General features: G+C 71.5%; 18 protein-coding genes. 9 read left to right on the forward strand and 9 right to left on the reverse strand.

The annotated features are described in order from the left end of the window. From IR155_RS08440 to IR155_RS08450, 3 genes are all read right to left on the reverse strand, one after another. On the reverse strand, positions 1–1,340 hold a 1,340-nt coding region (locus IR155_RS08440), incomplete at its 3' end, for an MFS transporter (protein WP_135114441.1). A 140-nt stretch (positions 1,341–1,480) separates the two neighbouring features. Next, positions 1,481–2,470 carry an LLM class F420-dependent oxidoreductase gene (locus IR155_RS08445; protein WP_135114398.1) on the reverse strand — a complete coding sequence of 330 codons (990 nt, stop codon included), beginning with the start codon at positions 2,468–2,470 and terminating at the stop codon, positions 1,481–1,483. Positions 2,471–2,562: 92 nt separating this feature from the next. Continuing rightward, positions 2,563–3,612: a lipoate--protein ligase family protein gene (locus IR155_RS08450; protein ID WP_135114399.1), complete on the reverse strand. Its 1,050-nt coding sequence runs from the start codon at positions 3,610–3,612 to the stop codon at positions 2,563–2,565. 78 nt (positions 3,613–3,690) lie between these two features. On the opposite strand from IR155_RS08450, the gene IR155_RS08455 reads away from it, so the two are divergent. The 4 genes from IR155_RS08455 (at position 3,691) to IR155_RS08470 (ending at position 8,071) form a co-directional block, all read left to right on the forward strand. Beyond that, complete coding sequence (locus tag IR155_RS08455) at positions 3,691–4,359, forward strand: ThuA domain-containing protein (protein WP_135114400.1); 669 nt, start codon at positions 3,691–3,693, stop codon at positions 4,357–4,359. 75 nt (positions 4,360–4,434) lie between these two features. Then, positions 4,435–6,303: a circularly permuted type 2 ATP-grasp protein gene (locus tag IR155_RS08460; RefSeq protein ID WP_135114401.1), complete on the forward strand. Its 1,869-nt coding sequence runs from the start codon at positions 4,435–4,437 to the stop codon at positions 6,301–6,303. Further along, positions 6,297–7,229, forward strand: coding sequence for an alpha-E domain-containing protein (locus IR155_RS08465; protein WP_135114402.1), 933 nt, complete (start codon positions 6,297–6,299; stop codon positions 7,227–7,229). The genes IR155_RS08460 and IR155_RS08465 overlap by 7 nt, the downstream gene beginning before the upstream one ends. Next, positions 7,226–8,071, forward strand: a complete 846-nt coding sequence (locus IR155_RS08470) for a transglutaminase family protein (protein WP_135114403.1) — start codon at positions 7,226–7,228, stop codon at positions 8,069–8,071. Before IR155_RS08465 ends, IR155_RS08470 begins: the two co-directional genes overlap by 4 nt. A gap of 268 nt (positions 8,072–8,339) precedes the next feature. On the opposite strand, the gene IR155_RS08475 is transcribed toward IR155_RS08470, so the two are convergent. Both IR155_RS08475 and IR155_RS08480 read right to left on the reverse strand, forming a co-directional pair. Further along, positions 8,340–9,713: an MFS transporter gene (locus tag IR155_RS08475; RefSeq protein ID WP_135114442.1), complete on the reverse strand. Its 1,374-nt coding sequence runs from the start codon at positions 9,711–9,713 to the stop codon at positions 8,340–8,342. A gap of 5 nt (positions 9,714–9,718) precedes the next feature. Further along, on the reverse strand, positions 9,719–10,141 hold the full coding sequence (locus tag IR155_RS08480) for a MarR family winged helix-turn-helix transcriptional regulator (protein ID WP_228066875.1): 423 nt from the start codon (positions 10,139–10,141) through the stop codon (positions 9,719–9,721). A gap of 93 nt (positions 10,142–10,234) precedes the next feature. Between IR155_RS08480 and IR155_RS08485 the strand changes: the two genes are divergently transcribed. Next, positions 10,235–11,110 carry an alpha/beta hydrolase gene (locus tag IR155_RS08485; protein ID WP_135114405.1) on the forward strand — a complete coding sequence of 292 codons (876 nt, stop codon included), beginning with the start codon at positions 10,235–10,237 and terminating at the stop codon, positions 11,108–11,110. Between the two features lie 419 nt (positions 11,111–11,529). Here the strand turns inward: IR155_RS08485 and rocD are convergent, their stop codons facing one another. From rocD to IR155_RS08500, 3 genes are all read right to left on the reverse strand, one after another. Then, positions 11,530–12,717, reverse strand: coding sequence for an ornithine--oxo-acid transaminase (gene rocD, locus IR155_RS08490; protein WP_135114406.1), 1,188 nt, complete (start codon positions 12,715–12,717; stop codon positions 11,530–11,532). Then, on the reverse strand, positions 12,714–13,574 hold the full coding sequence (gene ddaH, locus IR155_RS08495) for a dimethylargininase (RefSeq protein ID WP_228066877.1): 861 nt from the start codon (positions 13,572–13,574) through the stop codon (positions 12,714–12,716). Before ddaH ends, rocD begins: the two co-directional genes overlap by 4 nt. Positions 13,575–13,864: 290 nt before the next feature. Next, positions 13,865–17,671, reverse strand: a complete 3,807-nt coding sequence (locus tag IR155_RS08500) for a proline dehydrogenase family protein (protein ID WP_135114408.1) — start codon at positions 17,669–17,671, stop codon at positions 13,865–13,867. A 119-nt stretch (positions 17,672–17,790) separates the two neighbouring features. Here IR155_RS08500 and IR155_RS08505 point away from each other — a divergent pair, with 119 nt between their 5' ends. The 4 genes from IR155_RS08505 to IR155_RS08520 all read left to right on the forward strand — a co-directional run bounded on the left by IR155_RS08505 (position 17,791) and on the right by IR155_RS08520 (position 20,264). Then, positions 17,791–18,303, forward strand: a complete 513-nt coding sequence (locus IR155_RS08505; RefSeq protein ID WP_135114409.1) for a DUF1990 family protein — start codon at positions 17,791–17,793, stop codon at positions 18,301–18,303. Positions 18,304–18,442: 139 nt separating this feature from the next. After that, on the forward strand, positions 18,443–19,183 hold the full coding sequence (locus IR155_RS08510; RefSeq protein ID WP_167760741.1) for a hypothetical protein: 741 nt from the start codon (positions 18,443–18,445) through the stop codon (positions 19,181–19,183). Next, entirely contained in the window at positions 19,180–19,749 is a 570-nt protein-coding gene (locus IR155_RS08515) for a hypothetical protein (protein ID WP_135114410.1), read from the forward strand. The genes IR155_RS08510 and IR155_RS08515 overlap by 4 nt, the downstream gene beginning before the upstream one ends. Beyond that, complete coding sequence (locus IR155_RS08520; RefSeq protein ID WP_135114411.1) at positions 19,746–20,264, forward strand: hypothetical protein; 519 nt, start codon at positions 19,746–19,748, stop codon at positions 20,262–20,264. Before IR155_RS08515 ends, IR155_RS08520 begins: the two co-directional genes overlap by 4 nt. On the opposite strand, the gene IR155_RS08525 is transcribed toward IR155_RS08520, so the two are convergent. Next, positions 20,248–21,504 (reverse strand): hypothetical protein, encoded by a 1,257-nt coding sequence (locus IR155_RS08525; RefSeq protein ID WP_135114412.1) that lies wholly within the window; start codon positions 21,502–21,504, stop codon positions 20,248–20,250. The genes IR155_RS08520 and IR155_RS08525 overlap by 17 nt on opposite strands. Between the last annotated feature and the right edge of the window lie 280 nt (positions 21,505–21,784).

The raw sequence follows: 21,784 nt of genomic DNA on the forward strand, positions 1-21,784 counted from the left end.
GAGTCGGAGGGGGCGGGGACCTCGGCCTCGCCCTCGTCCTCCGCCGGCGGGGCCGACTGCTCGTACTGGGCGGAGAGGCGGCGGTACTGGGGCGTGAGGAACGCCAGCACCGCGATCAGGACACAGGCGAGCCCCGCCACGAGGAAGATCAGCGCGATGCCGCGGTTCTGGCCCTCGCCGAGCAGCCAGGCCCACTGCGCCTCACCGTCCTCGCGCATGTACGGGATGACCCAGAACTGCGCGATCGGCGCGATCAGCAGGGCCGTGATGGGCGCGGCCGCGGCCTCGAACATCATCGCGAAACCGAACACGCGCCCCTGCGTCTCGTACGGGACGACCCGCTGGATCACCGTCTGCTCGGCCGCCTCGACCGCCGGGATCACCGCCATGTACAGCCAGCACCCGACGATGAACAGCCAGCCCCACTCGCGCAGCGCGAACGTCGCCCCGACCAGGCCGATGAAGGCGGCGAGCAGCAGCATGGTGCGCATCGGCTTGCGGCCGAGGCCCGTCGCCGCGACCACCACACCGCCGGCGATGAAGCCGGTCGATGCGACGGCGAACCAGATGCCCCACCCCGCGACGCCGAACAGGTCGATGCCGTACGGGTCCATGAGCGCCATGTAGACGCCGCCGACGAAGTTGTTGATCGTCGAGAACAGGATGAGCGCGAACAGCCCCGACGCGGCGCGCACCGCGAGCCAGCCTCCCCGGATGTCGACCCACTTCGTCTGCCCCTCGGCGTGGACGATCTCGCGCTCGGGGATGTGAAGGGCGGCGAGGTGCACCATCGCCAGCAGCATCGCCGCGAGCCCGATGATGAGCGTCCAGCCCATCCCGAGCAGGCCGACGGACAGCCCGCTGAGCACGCTCGTGACGAGCATCGACACGCCCTGCACGGTGCCGACGAGGCCGTTGGCGTTCGCGTGGCGCTCGTCTGGCACCAGCAGGGTGACGGTCGTCGACAGCGCGATGCTGCGCAGCTGCTCGACGACGGCGCCGGCGAGCATGACGACGGCGAAGATCCAGAACCAGGGCAGCGTCAGATCGACGATCTGCGCCTCGCCGATGAGGAAGAAGAAGGCCGTGTCGAGGCAGAAGACGCCGAACGCGATCACCGTCGCCCACAGCATGACGGCCTTCTTGCGGAACCTGTCGACGAGGGTGCCGAAGAGCATGCTGAACAGCGAGATGAACAGCATGTAGGCGCCGCCGATGACGCCCGTGGCGATGACGTTGCGCGTCTCGGCGTAGATCCAGAAGGTCAGGCCGAACCAGAGGAAGCTCGTGGTGATATTCGCCACGGCCGTGTTGATCAGGACGTGAAGGAACGTGCTCATCCCGCCCGGCGGCGGCTGCACGGCGACGGGGTCGGCGACCTGGCTCACTTCGACTCCTCCGTCCGCTGGTCAGTGCTGTTGACGAAGAGAGTAGGGCGGGGTTCCGACATTGAGAACCCCGCCCTGCGTGAACCCGAGCGTCACTGCAGCTCGGGGATCACCTTCTGCTCGAACAGCTCGACGCCGCTCGGGTCGTAGGCCGACTCCGGGAAGTAGTGGATGGCGTAGCCCATGCCCGCCTGCTTCATCCCGGACAGCTGCTCGAGCACCTGCTCGACGGTGCCGACGAGGCTCTCGCCCGCCGAGTAGTTGTGCATGAAGCGCTCGAAGCCGGCGTCGCTGAGGTACGGCTTCACGCGCGCCGCGATGGCGTCGAGACGCTCCTTGACCTCGGCCTCGTTCTCGCCGATCACGGTGTTGAAGTTCGCCGAGCGGGTGATCGAGTCGAAGTCGCGGCCGAGCTTGTCGGTGTGGCCGCGCAGGATTTCGCTCTTGTGCGTGAACGCCTCCACGCCGCCGTTGAAGTTCGTGTACGAGGCGTACTTCGCGGCGATCCGCAGCGTGACCTTCTCGCCGCCGCCGGCGATCCAGAACGGGATGCCGCCGCCCTGCACGGGGAGGGGACGGACGATCGCGCCGTCGACCTGGTAGTACTTCCCGTCGAGCGTGGCGGATCCGGTCTCCCACGCCTGCTTCATGATCTCGACGCCCTCGCCGAGCATCTTCAGGCGATCCGGGATCTCGGGGAAGCCGTAGCCGTACGCGCGCCACTCGTGCTCGTACCAGCCGCCGCCGATTCCCATCTCGACGCGTCCGGCCGACACGTGGTCGACGGTCGCGGCGACCTTCGCGAGGTACGCGGGGTTGCGGTAGCCCATGCAGGTGCACATCTGACCGAGCCGGATGCGGCTCGTCGACGCGGCGAACGCCGACATCAGCGTCCACGCCTCGTGCGTCGCCTCCTGGCTCGGCTCGGGCGTGGTGTGGAAGTGGTCGTACACCCACAGCGACTCCCACGGCCCCGCATCGGCCGCGATCGCCAGCGACTGCATCGTGCTCCAGTGCTGCGCCGGATCGATGTCGACAAGGTCGAATCGCCAGCCCTGCGGAATGAAGATCCCGAATCGCATCCTTGCTCTCCTCGACGTTCGTCGTCCGACGGCTCCCCCGCCGGAACGTGGTCAGGCTACCGGCTGCAGGGAGACGATCGGTGGCGTGAGGGTCACGGCACCCGGTGCAGCCAGGCCTCGGTGGCGAACTTGCTCTCGACCAGCGCCTCGGCCTCGGCGTACTCGTCGGGGGTGACCGAGCCCATCGTCGCGCCGGTGAACGTCTGGAACGACCGGATCAGCCGGTCGATGATCTCCCGCCGGCTCAGGCCCGTCTGGCTGCGCAGCGGGTCGACGCGCTTCGCGGCCGAGGCGGTTCCCTTGTCGCTGAGCTTCTCGCGGCCGATGCGCAGCACCTGCGTCATGACCTCGCCGTCGGTGTCGTAGCTGAGCGTCGCGTGGTGGAGCACGCCGCCGTTCGCGAGGCGCTTCTGCGCCGCGCCGCCGATCTTGCCGGTGGGGCTCGCGATGTCGTTGAGCGGCTGATACGTCGCGTCGATCCCCATCGACCGCAGGGCCTGCAGCACCCAGTCGTCGAGGAACGCGTAGGAGTCGGCGAACGTGAGCCCCGCGACGAGCGAGGCCGGCACGTACAGCGAATAGGTGATGATCTGGCCCGCGCCCATGAGCATGGCGCCGCCGCCGGAGATCCGTCGCACGACGTCGAATCCGTGGCGGGCGGCGCCATCCGGATCCACCTCGTTCCGATACGACTGGAAGGATCCGATCACGACGGCCGACTGGTCCCACTCCCAGATGCGCAGGGTCGGCTTGCGGCGGCCCTCGCCGACGCGGCCGGTGAGCACCTCGTCGAGCGCGAGGTTCACGTGGGGCGAGACGGCGGGGTCGTCGACGATCTCCCACTCGAAGTCGGTCCAGGCGGAGGCGGTCACGAGCGCGCGGCGCACGGCCGTGCCGACCGCCTCGGGAGTGAAGCCCAGCAGCTGCGCGCCGGCAGGAAGGGCGCCGCGGACGGCGGCGGCGATCGTCGGCACGTCCACGGTCTCGGGCAGCCCGTTCACCGCCGCGTTGATGTCGAGCAGGGCGTCATCCGGCTCGAGGAAGAAGTCGCCGGCGAGATGGAAGTCGGCGATCCGGCCGTCGACCACGTCGAGGTCGACGACGACCAGCTTCCCCCCGGGCACTTTGTATTCGCCGTGCATACATCAAGCCTAGGTCGGGCCGCGGACATCCCGGCCCGGCGGCAGCCCACGACTCCCCGGGTCTGGTGAGATGGGCGCATGTCCTCGACCCGTCGCGCCCTGATCGCCACCGGAACCGGTCGCTACGCCGACCCGTGGCATCCGTTCGAAGAGACGTCGGATCGGGTCGCTCGGATCCTCGAGGAGGGCGGCTTCGACGCGGTGATCGCGCCGGTCGACGAGGGGCTGCAGCGGCTCGCCGGCGTCGACCTGCTTGTCGTCAACGCCGGCGATCCGTGGCGCGACGGCGGCTCCGTCGGCGCGCCGGCGGAGTCCATCGTGGGGCTCGATGCCGCGCTCGACCGCGGCATCGGCATCCTCGCCCTGCACGCCGCGCTCGCGTCGCTGCGCGACTACGCCGCGTGGGCGTCCGCGACGGGCGGGGTGTGGCTGCCGGGCGTCTCGATGCATCCGCCGATCTCCGACGCCGAGTTCGCGTGGGCGGATCATCCGCTCGCCGGCGACGAGCCGCTTGTCGCGTTCGACGAGCGCTACGCATTCCTGCAGGCGATCGGCGCATCCCACGTCGTCGCGACCCACGAGCACGACGACGTCATCCATCCCGTCGTCTGGACGCGCGAGCACCTCGGCGGCGAGACGGTGAGCCGCGTCGCGGTCGACCTGCTCGGCCACGACGCCCGCTCGTACGACTCCCCGTCGCATCGCGCGCTCATCGCCCGCCTCGCCGGCTGGGCAACCGGGCGCTGACGCGGCGCCGCCCTGCGCCACTCCGCGATACGCGCGGAAACACCCGCGCAACACCGCCCGGGCTACGCTCGCGACATGGGTGACCTGTTCGACGGCTACGGCTCGACCCTCGCGCCGCGCAAGACGATCCAGGGGCTCCCCGCGTTCGACGAGATGTTCGGCCACCCGGGCACGGGCGGCGACACCGCGGCGCGCGACGCGTATCGCGAGCTGTACCACGCGCTCGCGCGGATGACGCAGGATGAGCTGCGCGGCCGCACCGAGTCGCTCGCGTCGAGCTACCTGGCGCAGGGCGTCACGTTCGACTTCGCCGGCGAGGAGCGCCCCTTCCCGATCGACCCCGTGCCGCGGGTGATCGCGTACGACGAGTGGGCCCGGGTCGAGGCCGGGGTGAAGCAGCGGGTGCGGGCCCTCGAGGCGTTCCTCGAGGACGCGTACGGCCGCCGCTACTGCGTGCGCGACGGAGTGCTGCCGGCCGCACTGATCGCGTCGTCGCAGTACTTCTACCGCCAGGCGGCGGGCATCCATCCGGCGAACGGCGCGCGCATCCAGGTCGCGGGCATCGACCTGATCCGCGACGAGCACGGCGAGATGCGCGTGCTCGAGGACAACGTGCGCGTGCCGTCGGGCGTCAGCTACGTGATCTCCAACCGCCGGGTGATGGCGCAGACCCTGCCCGAGCTGTTCGTGTCGATGCAGGTGCGTCCGGTGGGCGACTACCCGAACAAGCTGCTCGCGGCGCTGAAGGCGGCCGCGCCCCCGGGCATCGAGGATCCGAACGTCGTCGTGCTGACCCCCGGCGTCTACAACTCCGCGTACTTCGAGCACACCCTGCTCGCCCGCCTCATGGGCGTCGAGCTCGTCGAGGGACGCGACCTCACCTGCACCGGTGGCAAGGTCTACATGCGCACGACGCGGGGCCTGCGCCGGGTGGATGTGATCTACCGCCGCGTCGACGACGACTTCCTCGATCCCCTGACGTTCCGCGCCGACTCGATGCTCGGGGCGCCCGGGCTGCTGCTCGCCGCGCGCCTCGGCAACGTCGGCATCTGCAACGCGGTCGGAAACGGCGTCGCCGACGACAAGCTGCTCTACACGTACGTGCCGGATCTCATCCGGTACTACCTGAACGAGGAGCCCCTCCTGAAGAACGTCGACACCTGGCGCCTCGAGGATCCCGGCGCGCTCGAGGAGGTGCTCGACCGCCTCGACGAGCTGGTGGTGAAGCCCGTTGACGGATCCGGCGGCAAGGGCCTCGTCGTCGGCCCCGACGCCTCGCCCGCCGAGCTCGAGAGCCTGCGCAAGCGCCTGATCGCCGACCCCCGCGGCTGGATCGCGCAGCCCGTTGTGATGCTGTCGACGATCCCGACGCTGGTGGAGGACGGGATGCGCCCGCGCCACGCCGACCTGCGGCCCTTCGCGGTGAACGACGGATCGGACATCTGGGTGCTGCCCGGCGGCCTCACGCGCGTGGCGCTTCCCGAGGGGCAGCTCGTGGTCAACTCCAGCCAGGGCGGCGGCTCGAAGGACACCTGGGTCGTCGGCGGCATGGCGCCGAACCACGTCGAGTACGGCCAGGGGACGGGCCTCGCCGGTCTCGTCGCCGATCAGGCCGCCACGGTGACGGCCGCGGTGCCGATCGTCTACGAGGCGCAGGATGAGCCAAGCCACTCGCCGCAGGATCATCCGGGCACCGCCGAGCAGGGCGAACAGCAGCAGCAGGGGCGGGACAGCGTCGATGGTTCGGCGTCGGTCGCTTCGGCTCGCTTCGCTCGCTCAGCAACCGGATGGCGGCCGCCGGCCTTCGAGCGAAGCGCAGTGCTGTCGCAACGCCCCACGGCAGGCGGCCTCGCCGCACCAAGCGCGCACCCGCCTCGTTCGTTGAGCGAGCGAAGCGAGTCGAAACGCCCCGGGCTGCCGGCGGCAGGAGGCACGTCATGCTGAGCCGGATCGCCGAGAGCCTGTTCTGGATCGGACGGTACATCGAGCGCAGCGACGGCACCGCCCGCATCCTCGACGTGCACCTGCAGCTGCTGCTCGAGGACCCGTGGATCGACGAGGACACCGCGTGCCGGTCGCTGCTCGCCGTGATGGGAGCGCCGGCCCCCGCGGACGTCGAGACCGTGCGGCGCGAGCACGTGCTCGAGCACCTCGCGGTCAACCGCACGACGGCGTCGAGCATCGCGTACTCGCTGACCTCCGCGCGGGAGAACGCCCGCCGCGCGCGCGAGATCGTCTCCACCGAGCTGTGGGAGTGCCTCAACACCACCCGCGCCCGGATGCCGCGCCGCCTGCAGACCGAGAAGGCCCACGAGTTCTTCCAGTGGGTGCGCGAGCGGGCGGCCCTCGCCGTCGGCATCGCCGACTCGTCCACAAGCCGCGACGAGTCGTGGCAGTTCTTCACGCTCGGCCGCAGCATCGAGCGCGCCGACATGACCGCCCGACTGCTCGCGACCCGGTCGCTGACGCAGGCATCCGGCCCGTCGTGGACGACCATCCTGCGCTCCTGCGGTGCGTACGAGCCGTACCTGCGCACCTACCGCGGTATGCCGAGCGCGCGCAACGCCGCGGAGTTCCTGCTGCTCGACCGGCTCTTCCCCCGGTCGATCATCTTCTCGATCTCGCAGGCCGAGCAGTGCATGAGCGCGATCGATCCGGTCGCCGACCGCGTCGGCCACTCGAACGCCGTCCTGCGCGCGCTGGGGCGCATCCGGAACGATCTCGAGTACCGCCCGATCGGCGAGATCCTGGGCGAGCTCCCCGAGCACATGGATCAGGTGCAGCAGGTCACCCGGGAGGCCTCGGATGCGATTCGGCAGCGGTTCTTCCCGACGCAGGCCGAGCGCACGTGGATCGGGGAGGTGTCGTGAAAAGACTGCGGATCGAGCACGAGACCGGGTTCGACTACCCCGGCAACGTCGCGGCGTCGTACAACGAGGCGCGGATGCTGCCGGGCACGACCGACAGCCAGTTCGTGCTGTCGTCGTCGGTCGACATCCATCCCACCGCGGCCGTGAACTCGTACGTCGACTACTTCGGCACGCGCGTGACGTCCTTCGACGTGCAGTCGCCGCACGACGAGCTGCGGATCGTGTCGCGCAGCCTCGTCGAGGTGCGCCCCCGCCCCATCGAGCACGCCGACATCACGTGGGAGCGCCTCGCCCGCGACGCGACCCGCTCGATCGACATGGTCGAGATGCTCGCGCAGACGAGCCGCACGCAGCCGCATCCGGAGGTCGCCGAGATCGCCCGCGGCATCGCCGACGCGCACGAGAACCCGAGCGAGGCGGCGCACGCGATCGCCACCGCGATCGGCGACGCCGTGGAGTACATGCCGGGCGTGACGGGCGTCCACTCGACCGCGGCGGAGGCGTGGGAGTCGCGCAAGGGCGTCTGCCAGGACATCACCCACATCGCGCTCGGTGCGCTGCGGTCGGTCGGCGTCCCCGCGCGCTACGTCTCGGGCTACCTTCACCCGCGGCCCAACGCCGAGGTCGGCGAGGCGGTGCGCGGCGAGTCGCACGCGTGGATCGAGTGGTGGGCCGGCGACTGGCAGGCCTGCGACCCCACGAACGGCATCGAGATCGGCGACCGCCACGTGCTCGTCGGCCGGGGCCGCGACTACAACGACGTCCCGCCGCTGCGCGGCGTCTACGCCGGCCCGTTCAAGAGCGAGCTCTACGTCACGGTGACGATCACGCGCGAGGCGTGATCTCTTTCGGGCTCGCACGCTTCGGGGCCCCAAGCGGCACCCTCGCGAGCGAGGCGCCGTCGCTGCGCTCCGTCGCGGCAGCGCTTCGCGCTGCGGGCCCCATCCGGGGCACGCTCACTTCGTTCACACGGGAGCCGGGCCCGCGGGGTGCCGATGTCACGCCGTGAGCGCACATCCCGCGCGGTCGGCGCACATCCCGCACGCGAGATCACATCCCGGCGGATGCGCAGTCACCGGATGGATGTGATCTGGCGCCGTCGACCCGGGCCTACGCGCGGCGGCGGGGGCGCTCGTCGAGGTCGTCGTCGTCCTCGTCGACGAGGCGGATCGCCGAGGTCTGGGCGCCCTGGTCGCTGAACTCCTCGGGCGCGACCGTGGCGACCGGGCGGGTGATGACCGAGAGCGGGCGCGTCTCGTCGAGCGTGAGCCGGAACCTCTCGTCCTGGCGGCGGTGAAGGCGGCCCGACGCGATCACCCAGGTCAGACCGATCGCGCACGCGGCGAGGCCGCCCACCGCGCCCAGCAGGATCGCCGAGCGAGGACCGAACTCGGCCGCCACCCATCCGACGAGCGGCGCTCCGAGCGGCGTGCCGCCCATCATCACCGCGACGTAGAGCGCGAGCACGCGACCGCGCACCGACGCATCCGTCGTCGTCTGCACGTACCCGTTGGCCGTGGTGAGCGTGGTGACCACCGTGAAGCCGACGAACACGAGGCAGAGCGCGTAGAGCCAGTAGACGGGCATAAACGCCGACGCGATGGACACGAGCCCGAACCCACCCGTCGCCAGGATCGCCACGCGCAGCCGTGCACGGGCGCGACGGGCCGCGAGCAGCGCTCCCGCGAGGGATCCGATCGCCAGGATCGAGCTCAGCAGGCCGAAGCCGTCGGCCTGCTCGCCGAACTCCAGCGCCATCGTCGAGGCGAAGATCGGGAAGTTCATGCCGAGCGCACCCATCAGGAACACCATGGCGAAGATCACCATCAGGTCAGGGCGCCGGGCGACATAGCGGAAGCCGTCCGCGATCCGCGAGGACGCATCCGCGCGCTTGCGCGGGATGAGCTCCCGGGTGCGGATGAGCAGGAGCGCGCCGAGCATCCCGGCGTACGCGAGCACGTTGATGAGGAAGACCCAGCCCGTGCCGACCGCGACGATCAGCAGTCCGGCGACGGCCGGACCGATCATCCGCGCGCCGTTGAACGACGCCGCGTTGAGGGCGACCGCGTTCGAGGCGATCTCGCGGTTGACGAGGTCGGTCACGAACGCCTGCCGCGCGGGGTTGTCGAACGCGACGACGACGCCGGTCGCCAGCGCGAAGCCGTACATCATCGGCAGGGTCATGGCGCCGGCGAGGAGCAGGATGCCGATCGTCAGCGAGAACGCGAGCAGCACGAGCTGCGTGACGACGAGCACGCGGCGCCGGTCGAAGCGGTCGGTGACCCACCCCGACAGGCCGACGAGCAGCAGCGGCGGACCGAACTGCAGGGCCATGGTGACGCCCATCGCGCCGGCGTCGTTGTCGGTGAGCTGCGTCAGCACCACCCAGCTCTGCGCCGTCGACTGCATCCAGGCGCCGATGTTCGACACGAGCGCGCCGATGAACCAGACGCGGTAGTTGAAGGACGAGAAGGACCGGAACATGACGCTCATCGCTCGATCGCCTCCAGGATGATCCGGGCGGCGGCGAGCAGCGTATCCCGATCGGCGGCGGGGAGGTCGGCGAGCACCCGCGCGAGCCACTCGTCGCGGCGGTGCACCGTCTCGTCGACCACGGTCGTGCCGCGCTCGGTGATGGTGATGTTGACCTTGCGGCGGTCGAGGGGATCCGGCTCGCGCGTGGCGTAGCCCTCCTCCTCCAGGCTGTTGACGGTGCGGTTCATCGACGGCGCCGACACTCCCTCGCGCTCGGCGAGCGCGGTGAGGGTGTGCGGCCCGCGGTACCGCAGCACGGCGAGCGCGGCGAACTGCCCATCGGACATCGTCTTCACCGCTCGCTGCTGCCGGAGGTGTCGGGCGAGCCGCATCGTCGCGGCGCGGATCTCGGAGGCATCAGAGGAGAGGTCAGTCATCATTGATTACCATAACTCATTAGTTTGGATAAGTATTCCCGCGCGCCGCCTGCGATGCACATCCGGAGGCCCGCGCTCTGGGAGGATCGGCGCATGACGTCGAAGCGGGACCAGGAGTTCATCGACGACCACGGGGTCGCGATCGTCTACGACGTCCATCCGGCCGACGAGCCCCGGGCGGTCGTGCAGCTGCTGCACGGGGTCGGCGAGCACGCCGGGCGCTACGCGGCGCTGATCGAGGCGCTCGTCGGCGCCGGGTTCACGGTGTACGCCGACGACCACCGCGGCCACGGGCGCACCGGCATGCGGCAGCACGGGGACGATGCGACGCGCCTCGGCCGGCTGGGGGTCGGCGGCCACGCCGCGACGCTCATGGCGTGCCGGCGGATGACCCGCATCGCGCGGGACGAGAACCCCGAGCTGCCGCTCATCCTGCTCGGGCACTCGTGGGGGTCGTTCCTCGCGCAGATGCTGCTCGACGTACATCCGAACGCGTACGACGCGGTCATCCTGAGCGGCTCGGCGCTGCGGTGGCCCGGATCCCTCAACCCGCTGCCGCTCAACGCGCGGTGGAAGGGTCCGGATGCGCTCGGCGTCGAGTGGCTGTCATCCGACGCGGCGGTCGGGCGCGCGTTCCTCGACGACCCGCTGACCACAACGACGCCACTGCTGAAGCTCTTCGGCCTGCGCGACTCCGCGAGCATCATGTTCGGCCGCCCCCGTCGCGGGCTGCGCGACGCTGTCGGTCACGACATCCCGATCCTGCTCATGGTGGGTGAGGACGATCCGGTCGGGGGACCGCGCTCGGTGGAGCGCCTCGCCCAGGCGTATCGGCAGCGCTCGGGTTTCGAGGACGTCACCACGCGCGTCTACCCCGGCGCCCGGCACGAGATCTTCAACGAGATCGCGCAGGCGGAGATCCGCGCGGATCTGCTCGCCTGGCTGGACGAGCGGTTCCCGTTGCGCTGACCCTCGGTCGTTGAGCGAGCGGAGCAAGTCGAAACGGCCCGAACCGCCGGCGGCATCAGCCCCGGCGGGGCTTCGACCGTTTCGACTCCTCGCTTCGCTCGTCGCTCAACGACCGGAGGGGGTCAGCGACCGGAGGGGATCAGGGTCGAAACGGCCCGAACCGCCGGCGGCATCAGCCGTGGCAGGGCTTGGACCGTTTCGACTCCTCGCTTCGCTCGTCGCTCAACGACCGGACGGGGTCAGCGACCGGAGGGGATCAGGCACTCCCGCAACTCACCCCTGCTCGTTGAGCGAGCGGAGCGAGTCGAAACGGCCCGGACCGCCGGCGGCATCAGCCGTGGGAGGGCTTGGACCGTTTCGACTCGGTCGCTTCGCTCCCTCGCTCAACGACCGGAAGGGGGGTCAACGACCGGAGGGGGTCAGCGAGCGGAGGGAGTGAGCGCCTGGGCGAGCTGCTCGAGCGCCCAGTCGAGCTCCGTCGCGCGGATGACGAGCGGCGGGGCGATGCGCAGCGTCTGGCCGTGCGTGTCCTTCGCGAGCACGCCGCGCGCGAGCAGCCGCTCGGCGACCTCGCGGCCCGTGCCGCGCGAGGGGTCGATGTCGACGCCGGCCCAGAGACCGGCCGACCGGATCGCGGTGATCCCGTCGAGCTTCTCGAGGCCCGCGCGGAGGTGCTCGCCGAGCTGACGCGAGCGCTCCTGGAAGCGGCCGCTCTGCAGCAGCTCGACGACCTTCAGGCCCACGGTCGCGGCGAGCGGGTTACCGCCGAAGGTCGAGCCGTGCTCGCCGGGGCGGATGACGCCCAGCACGTCCTCGTTCGCGACGACCGCCGAGACGGGCAGGATGCCGCCGCCGAGCGCCTTGCCGAGCAGGTAGACATCCGGCACGACACCCTCGCGGTCGCACGCGAAGGTCTCGCCCACGCGGCCGAGACCCGACTGGATCTCGTCGGCGATGAACAGGACGTTGCGCGCGGTCGCGAGCTCGCGGATCCGGCGCAGGTAGCCCTCGGGAGGCAGGACGACGCCGCCTTCGCCCTGGATCGGCTCGATCAGGATGGCGGCGGTGTCGTCGTCGATCGCGGCCTCGATCGCGTCCGCATCTCCGTAGGGAACCGCGACGAAGCCGGGCGCGTACGGACCGAAGTCGTTGTGCGCCTGCGGGTCGTCGCTGAAGCCGACGATCGTCGTGGTGCGGCCGTGGAAGTTGCCCTCGGCGACGATGATCTTCGCGCGGTCGGCGGCGATCCCCTTCACGCGGTAACCCCAGGCGCGGGCGACCTTGATGCCCGTCTCGACGGCCTCGGCACCGGTGTTCATCGGCAGCACGAGGTCCTTCTTGCACAGCGCGGCAAGGGCATCGGTGAACGGTCCGAGCTGGTCGTTGTAGAACGCGCGGCTCGTCAGCGTGAGGCGGGCGAGCTGATCCTGCGCCGCCTGGACGAGCTCGGAGTTCAGGTGCCCGAAGTTCAGCGCCGAGTACCCCGACAGCATGTCGAGGTAGCGCTTGCCCTCACTGTCGGTCACCCACGCACCGTCACCGGTCGCGATGGTGACGGGCAGCGGGTGGTAGTTGTGGGCGACGTGCACCTCGTGCGCGGCGGTCATTCGGTCACCGCCGAGGCGCCACGCAGCTCCAGCGTGCAGCACTTGATGCCGCCGCCGCCGAGCAGCAGCTCGGACAGGTCGATGAGGATCGGGGTGTAGCCGCGCTCGCGCAGCTGCGCCTCGAAGCCCGTCGCACGGGGCGAGATGATCACGTTGCGGCCGTCGCTCGCCGAGTTCAGGCCGAACACGGCGCCATCCTCGTCCGAGACCAGGATCGCGTTCGGGAAGCGGCGCTCGAGCTCGGCGCGGCTCGCGTCGTCGAACGCGTGCGGGAGGTAGGCGATGCCGGGCTCCGCGCCGGGCTCGACAACCGGATCCAGGATCGTCAGGGCCGTGTCGAGGTGGTAGAACCGCGGGTCGATGAGCGTCAGGCTCACGACCTCGCGGTCGAAGACGCGGGCGACCTCGGCATGGCTGTCGCCCGTCGAGCGGAAGCCGGTGCCCGCGAGGATGACGTCGCCGGCGAGCAGGAAGTCGCCCTCGCCCTCGTTGACCTCCTCGGGCACGCGCGTGTCGAAGCCGTTGGCGCGGAACCAGTCGATGAACGCCGGCGCCTCACCCTGGCGCTCCACGTAGCGGAACTCGGGGCCGTAGGCGACGCCGTCGATCACGAAGCCGCCGTTGGCGGTGTAGACCATGTCGGGGTAGCCGGGCAGCGGATCGATCAGCTCGACCTCGTGACCGAGCTCGAGGTACGTGTCGTACAGCTTCTGCCACTGCGCGACGGCCTTGGCAGTGTCGGTCGGGTTGGCGGGCTCCATCCAGGGGTTGATGGAGTAGCTCACCGTGAAGTGCTCGGGACGGCACATCAGGTAGCGGCGCTTGTGCTGGATGCGGGCGGGTGCGTTGTCGGACATCATGCTCCTGGCGACTTCTCAAATGTGAAGGTGCGGCGGACGCTGTCCAGAGGCCCGGCGGAGCGATGGGGACGCCAGCGGCACGGGCACGCCGCGTCCATTCTGGCACGCGCCGCCTGCACGGTCGCGGAGGATGCCGCCTCTCGCCGCCGACCGGCGCGGGCTGCCTCCCCTCGCCGAGCGGGCATCCGCGTGCCGATCAGGCATGCGCGCGCATGCCTGATCGACGCGCGGGTGCCTGTTCAGGGGGCGGGGCGCCGGGCGGCATCCCGCGCGGACGGCCGCGCCGGTCAGATGATCTCGGCGCTCCAGCGGTCGGGATTGCCGAAGCGGTGGGCGGTGATGGTGATCGACTGCTCGTGCAGGAACGGAAGCAGCTCGACGCGACCGGCGGTGGTGACCTCGCCCGCGTAGATCGCCAGATCCGGATCGCCCTCGACGCCCGCGGCGAGCGCGGCATGCAGGGAGGCCACCGTCTCGGGGGAGCCCACCAGCCGGGCGCGCGTCGCGCGGACCGGGCCCGAGATGAGGGCCCCGACCGGGATCGAACTCGTGGCGGGAGCACCCTCGCCGTCGGTGCCCGACTCGCTCGAGGACGACTCCTCCGCGACCGCACCGCGCATCCGCTGGATCCACTGCTCGTCCGACTCGACGTACACCGGCACATCCAGCTGACCGAGCACGCGGCGCACCGCGGGCGGCAGCCCGACCGGAGCCGAGAGCGTGAACTCGCCGCCGACGCGGATGCCCGCGACGACGACGCGCAGCACCGCCTGCCAGGTGGCGTCGGCGGTCGCGCGGACGGCGACCGGCGTCGAGCGGTAGCGGAACAGGTTGCGCTCGATGCCCAGCCCCGAGACGTCCTTGACCTTGCCGAACTCGCGGTCCCAGGCGATCGCGTCCGACAGCGCGGCGCGGCGCAGCCAGTCGAACTCCTCGTAGCTGAGCGAGGGCTGCGCCGCCTCGATGAGGGCGACGATGCGGGTGTCGAGCCCTCGCAGGTGCAGCGACTTGCCCGAGGGTCCGCCCGACGTGGCGCGCCACGAACCGAGGCCGATCAGGTAGTTCGGGCCGCCGGCCTTCGTGCCGGTGCCGACCGACGAGCGCTTCCAGCCGCCGAAGGGCTGGCGCTGCACGATGGCGCCGGTGATGCCGCGATTGACGTAGAGGTTTCCGGCCTCGACGTTCTCGAGCCAGTAGGCGAGGTCATCCGGATCCTGCGTGTAGAGCCCGGCGGTGAGACCGTAGTCGACGGCGTTCTGCAGCTCGATGGCGCGCTCGAGGTTGGGCGCGTGCATGATGCCGAGCACGGGGCCGAAGAACTCCTCGCGGTGGAAGCGGGAGCCCGGCTTGACGCCCGTGCGGATGCCCGGCGTCCAGAACCGGCCCTCCTCGTAGCCCCAGCCGGTGTCGCGCAGCGACTTCGGCGGCACGAGCCACTGCTCGCCCTCCTCGAGGGTCGTGAGGGCCCACTCGAGCTTGCCCTTCGGCACCTCGATCACCGGGCCGACCTCCGACAGCGGGTCGGACGGCGGGCCCACGCGCAGCGAGCGGGTCGCGTCGACGAGCTGGCGGGCGAACCGCTGGGATCGGCCGACCGGGCCGACGAGGATCGCGAGCGAGGCGGCCGAGCACTTCTGCCCGGCGTGCCCGAACGCGCTCTTGACGAGGTCGGCCGCGGCGAGGTCGAGATCCGCCGAGGGCGTGATGATCATGGCGTTCTTGCCGCTGGTCTCGGCGAGCAGCGGCAGGTCGGGACGCCAGCTGCGGAACAGCTTCGCGGTCTCCCACGCACCGGTCAGGATGACCCGGTCGACGGCCTCGTGCGAGATCAGCTGCCGGCCGAGGTCACCCTCGGAGATGTCGACGAGCGCGAGCACCTCGCGCGGCACGCCGGCGTCCCACAGCGCATCGGCGACGACGGCGGCGCAGCGCCGCGCCTGCGGCGCCGGCTTGAACACGACACCGGATCCCGCGGCGAGCGCGGCGAGCACGCCACCGGCGGGGATCGCGACGGGGAAGTTCCACGGCGGGGTGACGACGGTCACGCGGGAGGGCTCGAACACCGCGCCGGCGACCCGGTCGAGCTCGCGGGCCGTGGCCGCGTAGTAGTTGGCGAAGTCGACGGCCTCGCTGACCTCGACGTCCGCCTCGGCGAACACCTTCCCCGTCTCGGATGCGGCGACCTCGATGAGCTCGCCGCGGCGCGCCTCGAGGGCACGGGCGGCGCGCTGCAGCACGGCGCTGCGCTCGACCGCCGGGCGGCGGCCCCACTCCTCGCCGGCGGCGCGCACGCGGGCGACGACCTCCTCGAGCGCGGCGGCATCCGTGACCCGGGCGGCCGCGATGGTGGCGTCCCCCGCGGTGGAGGACGGGATCCGCGCCAGGATGTCGCGCGCCCACTCGCGGTTCGCAGGAAGCGCCGGATCGGTGTCGGGCGCGTTCTCGAAGCCCGGAGCGCCCGTGGCGCGGCCCACCTCGCGCGCGGCGAACACCGCGGTCTCGACGAAGTCGGCATCCAGGACGGCGCGGAACTCGTCGGCCGGATCGACCGCGACCGTGTCGTCGGCCGTGGCGAGCGCGGGGCTCTGCGATCCGCGCGCGATGTCGAGCACAAGCTGCGTCAGATCCTGATCCTGCTGCTCGTCCGCGATCTCCGCGGCGCTCGGCGCATCCGCCCGATCCTGCTCGCGGTTCGGCCCGACCGGCAGGGACGGATCGGCGGAGCGCTCCACCGAGGCGATGAAGCGGTCGCGCTCGCGGGCGAACAGTGCCGGGTCGTCGGCCATCTCGAACGCGGCGGAGAGGAAGTTGTCGCTCGAGGCGTTCTCCTCGAGGCGGCGCACGAGGTAGCTGATGGCGACGTCGAACTCGTCGGGGCTCACGACCGGCACGTACAGCAGGACGTGGCCGACCTCGCGGGTGACCGCCGCGACCTGGCCCTGCGCCATGCCGAGCAGCATCTCGAACTCGAGATCGGACCGCACGCCGCGCTCGCCCGCGAGCAGCCAGGCGTAGGCGATGTCGAACAGGTTGTGGCCCGCGACGCCGAGGTTCACGGCGCGGGTGCGCTCGGGGTGAAGGGCGTAGTCGAGGCACCGGAGGTAGGACGCGTCGCTGTCGAGCTTCGATCCGTGGGTCGCGAGCGACCAGCCGTGCATAACGGCATCCACCCGCTCCATCGCGAGGTTCGCGCCCTTGACGAGGCGCACCTTGATCGCCGCGCCGCCCGCGTCGACGCGCTCGGTCGCCCAGGCCGTGAGGCCCTCGAGGGCGGGGAGCGCGTCGGGAAGATACGCCTGCAGCACGATGCCGGCGCGGTAGTTCTTCAGCTCGGGGGTCGCGAGCAGCCGCTGGAACACCGCGATCGTGAGGTCGAGGTCGCGGTACTCCTCCATGTCGAGGTTCAGGAACGTGCCGTGCGCGGCGGCCGACAGGTACAGCGGGCGCAGGCGCTCCACGACCTGGTCGACTGTCTCGTCGAAGGCCCACATCGACAGGTGGCTCGCGATCGCCGAGACCTTGACCGAGACGTAGTCGACATCCGGTCGCTTGACGAGCTCGTGGATGCCGGCCAGGCGGCGCTTCGCCTCCTGCTCGCCGAGCACCGCCTCGCCGAGCAGGTTGAGGTTCAGCCGGGCGCCGCCCTCGCGCAGCTTCGCGATCGCGGGGCCGAGCTTCTCGGGGCGGGCGTCGACGATGAGGTGCCCGACCATCTCGCGCAGCACGCGCCGCGCGATCGGCACGGTCGGCACGGGCAGGAACGGTGCCACCAGTCCGCCGGCGCGCACCGCGCCGCGCAGGTACCAGGGCAGGAACTCGGGCACGAGCGGAGCGACCCGGTTGAGGTTGCCCGCCGCGGCGGTCGCGCTCTCGGGGCGCATCACGCCGTCGACGAAGCCGAGGGTGAACGGCAGCCCGTTCGGATCCTGCAGCACTCCCGCGAGGCGCGCGGCGGCCGGATCGGCCTCCACTGCTGCCGCCTCGGTCACCCACCGCTGGGCGAGGGAGACGGAGGCCTCCACGAGGTGGGCGGGGGCTGCGGTGCCGGTGGGCGCGCTGGGTTCTGCCGAAGCAGGGTCGAGATCGTCGGCCATGCGATCAGCCTAAGGAGCGCACCGCGAGATCGCCGGTGCGCCGGGCGATATGTCGCGCACCGCAGCCGTGAGTCTGCCGAGCGCCGATGGATCCGGCGGCGCGCTGACAGGATGGCCCCATGCGCTCGCGCGATGCGTTCACTTACGGCGAGGTCGAGGGCACCCGCCGCGCCGATCTGCTGCAGCGCCCGCCGCGGGGGTACCGGCCGATCGAGCGTCGCGTGCGGATCGGCAGCGGCGATGCCGCCTTCCGCGCCGCGGGCGACGCGACCCTGCGCTGGGGCATCCAGCGTCGATCCGGGATCCGCGTCGCCGCGCCGGATCGCGAACTCGCCACGGGCGACGTGGTGATCATGCGGATCGGGCTCTGGCCGCGGGACGTGCCGTGCCGCGTCGCCTACGTCGTCGAGGAACAGGATGTGCGCGGCTTCGCGTACGGCACCCTGCGCGGTCACCCGGAGCGGGGAGAGGAGGCGTTCCTCGTCGAGCGCGATCCGGACGGATCCGTGTGGCTGCGCGTGCGAGCGTTCTCCCGCCCGGCGAGCTGGCTCCTGTGGCTCGGATACCCGGCCATCCGGGTGATGCAGTGGGTCTACACCGAGCGCTACCTGCGCGCGCTGGCGGCGGGATGAGCACCGAGCCCCGGGCAGTCCGCCCCGTTTGCCGCCGCGGGCGGGCCTGGCAGGATGATCGCATGCGCTCGGGGGATGCGATCACGTGCGAGGGCGGGGGCCCGCACCTCGCCCCGCCGGCGCGCGCGGGGGTGCGCGGATGAGCGCGCCCGAGCCGCCCGCCGACCAGGCGACCGGCGCGGCATCCGACTCCACCTCGGAATCCGCGGACCCGCAGAAGCGCGCGTCACGGCGCACCCCGGCGAGCTGGGCGAAGGTCGCCGCGCAACGCCTGCCGAGCTCGTGGGTCACGGTCACGGCCGCGGCGCTGTTCCTCGCGGCGACCGCGGCGTTCGGAGGCCTGGCCGATGCGCCCGTTGCGGAGGCGGCGGCGCTGCCGCAGCTGATGGCGGGCGACACGCACACGAACGACCAGTTCGCGATCACGTTCGAGCGTGCCGTGCTGCTCAATGACCTGAGCGGCTCCGGCACGACACCGCAGGAGGGCGAGCGCGTGCTGGCGGTGGTCGTCACGATGGAGAACGTGACTGACAGCCCGCTGTCCACCGCGTCCTATGCCCCCCAGACGTTCGCCGTTCCCGGGCTGCCGGCCCAGCGCGTCGACGGCAGCAAGATGCCCACCGTCTCGGTCGCGCGCATGGACGACGCGACAACCGGCCCGTTTCTGCAGCCGGGGGTGCCCGCCCAACTGGTGCTGACGTGGCCCGTTCCCGCCGACCGGTACGCGGCGGGCGACGAGGTGCCACTCGCCATCTCGGATCTCCACTGGTGGGAGCCCGAACTTCTCTTCACCGGCAACGGCGGGCAGTGGGAGGACCCGACGCCGGCGGCGCGGGTGCAGCTGACCGCCGAGGACGTCGACGCGGAGGAAGCCGGATGAACCGGGCCGCCCGCCTCGCCCTCCACTGGGCGGCCGCCGCGGCGCTGGTGGCGGCCGCGTGGGGCCTTCACGCGATCACACCCCCGGGCATGATCGCTGCGGAGCCTTTCCGCGTCGACGCGCGGATCGGGGAGCCGGCGGAGGGGCGCAACCTGCGGGTGACGGTGAACGGCGTGCACGCCGCCTCGAAGGTCACGGAGCCCGAGCGAGGCTGGTACGCGGAGGGGCGCTGGGTGGTCGTCGAGTTCGAGGCAGAGGCGACGGAGTCCGAGAGAGAGGCCTATCTCAGCGTGATGCGCCTGCGGATCGGCGACCGGACGTACCGCGCAAGCGAGCGACCCGGTCTGGGGTTCGGGCCGCCCGCACGGCTGAGCGTCGGTCTACCCCGCCAGATCAGCGCCGCCTTCGAGCTCCCGGAGAATGCGGGCGGTATCGCCGAACTGGGGATCGCGTACGGCGCGATCGGCGATGAGCGAGCGGATTCGCTGGTGGTCATGCCGATCGACCTCGATGCTCTCGAGGTGCAGCCTGAGGTCGAACTCGCGCCGCCGGGGTGGGCGGAATGAGCCGGCTGGGGCCGTGGCTGCGGCGCAACGCGCTCGCGCTGATCGCCCTCGCGGTGCTGATCCCCGTCGGCGTCATGGCGACCGGGGTGGCCGCCTGGACCGGCGCGAAGTCGGGCTCGCCCGTGCAGCCGATCGAGGCGGGGGAGACCGCCGAGTTCGCCGGGGCCCAGTGGCGGGATCCCCGCGTGGTCGACGAGACCTCGCTTCACCGCGACGCGGTGCCGCCGGATGCGCGGCTGCTCGTCGCCGAGTTCACCGTCATCCCCGGCGGGACGGGAATGGGGTGCACGATCACGCTGACCGAGGCGGAAGGAGCGGGGCGCTCCTGGGAGTCGCAGTGGAACGGGGCGGGGCTCAGCTGGCCCGAGCAGCCCTTCTGCGACATGGCGGCGACCGGACCCTACGAGGTGCGAGTGCCGTACTTCGTGCCGGCGGATGCGGCCGAGCGCCTGCACATCGACGTCGTCGTGGCAGACGAGCTGCCGAAGTTCCTCCGGTTCACGGACGAGCGCTGACGGGGGCCGCGTCGCCGCCCGCGCTCGCGGCCGGCCGCGCGGCCGGCGCATCCGGAGCAAGCCGTGTCAGCGTCGCGTCGTACGCCGCCGCCACGATCGCGATCCGCAGCGGCTCGATGATCAGCGGCGGGATCAGGAACAGCGACTCGCTCAGCACAACCCAGAAGCCGGTGAGCGACTGCGGGCCGACGATGCGTGTCACCACCCACCCGAGTGCGGGCTCGAGCGGCAGCAGCACGGTGAACAGCAGCACGTAGCTCGCAATGAGCAGCGGACCCGCGCGCCACATCAGCACGATCGCCTGACCGATCGGGGCGAACCGCTGGGTGACCTGCTTCCAGAGGTCGTCGAGCGCCCGGCGGATGGGGCCGCGCAGCGCGCGGTAGCGGGCGACAGTGCGGTCGATCGCGGCCCCGGAGAGCTGCGGTGCCTGGGCCGAGACCGCCTTTCCGTAGATGGCGCCGGCGACGGTGAGCCACGCGAGCGGCAGCAGGATGACGCCGCCCACCTCCCCGATCAGCCAGACCAGCCCGTCACCGAGCCAGACCAGCGGGAACAGCACTCCCGCCAGCCACTCCCGCGCGTCGGCGAGCCACACCCAGGCGATGCGCCCCTCGGCCCACTGGGTGACGATGCCCACCAGGTCGAAGATCACGAGCGCGGTGAGCACCACCCACAGGGCTTCGAGGTAGACGAGCACGGGTGTGAGCCACAGGCGCTTCTTCGCACGCTCGCGCCCGAGGAACCAGCGGGCGGCGAACGCGACGACGATGAGCGTGATCGAGAGGGGCGAGAGCACGAGATCGCCGACGGTGAAGCCCCAGTCGACGTTCTCGAACGCGTGCTGCTTGCGCTGGTCGAGGGCGCGCTCCGCGAAGTCGGCCCAGTCCTCGGTGAGGTAGTTGTAGGCCGTGTAGAACGCGACGAACGGCACCGTGCCGCCGAGCAGGGCCCGCCCGAAGTCGCGGCGACGCTCGGCCGGATCCTCCGGTCGCGGCGCGAGCACGCCGAGGTGCCGCAGGCCGTCCCGCACCACGAGCAGCATCGCCACGTACGCCACCAGCCGCGACAGGGGAGCCAGCGGCTGCAGCAGCACGCCGCCGATGTCGCTGTACGCGCCGACGAATCCGGCGATCTGAATGCAGACGTACCGCGCGAGCGTGCCCGCGGCGTACCAGGCGAGCAGCGCGGGCCAGTGGGCGGCGAGCAGCCGTCCCGTCGTCGCGAGCATCCCGAGCACGCGCCAACGCTACCGCGCACGATCCCCCTCGCGGTGGGCACTTCTGCCGGAGCCGCGACGCGCTTTCGGTGCCATCCGGCCCTGTCGCGGCGCCGGAAGGGCCGGTCGGCAGCCATTCGTGCGAGCCCGTCATCTCGACTCGCTGCGCTCGCTCGATAACCGGTGGGGGTGCGGCAAGCCGGGCTGCCGCCGGTCATCTCGACTCGCTGCGCTCGCTCGATAACCCGGGGGCGACACCGCCGGTTGCTGAGCGAGCGGAGCGAGCCGAAGCGACCGACCG

This window comes from Microbacterium paludicola, from assembly GCF_015235415.1.
GTDB lineage: Bacteria > Actinomycetota > Actinomycetes > Actinomycetales > Microbacteriaceae > Microbacterium > Microbacterium paludicola.